This window comes from Pedococcus sp. P1_H8 (assembly GCF_056405175.1).
This window is the reverse complement of the sequence record NZ_JBFUCP010000439.1, coordinates 1-369: the sequence shown is the minus strand read 5'-3', so window position 1 is coordinate 369 and position 369 is coordinate 1. Positions and strand designations below refer to the sequence as shown.

The window sequence follows — 369 nt, the reverse complement described above, 5'->3', positions numbered from 1 at the left end:
CCAACATGCTGCTCTTCGTRAGGGTGCGCACCGCGGACGGCATTCGCCGGATCGCCGAGTCCGTCACCACCGGCGTCGACGCCCTCAGCGGCTTCGTCGTCCCGAAGTTCACCAGCGCCAGCGGCGCCGGGTTCCTGCGGGAGGTGCGCGCCGCCTCCGAGTTGCTCGGCAAGCACCTGTACGCGATGCCGGTGCTCGAGTCGCCCGAACTGGTCCACCGGCAGAGCCGCGACACCGAACTGCACACGATTCGCGAACTACTGGCCCAGCACCGCGAGCACATCCTGGCGGTCCGGATCGGCGCGACCGACATGTGCAGCACCTTCGGCATCCGCCGGGACCGCGACCTGACCATCTACGACGTCCGGG

General features: G+C 69.3%; 1 protein-coding gene. It reads left to right on the top strand.

Annotated elements, in window-relative coordinates; all coding sequences use genetic code 11:
* Positions 1-23: 23 nt before the first annotated feature.
* Positions 24-369, top strand: a 346-nt coding sequence (locus tag AC1DYG_RS20750; protein ID WP_477641714.1) for an HpcH/HpaI aldolase/citrate lyase family protein, incomplete at its 3' end; no start/stop codon positions are given.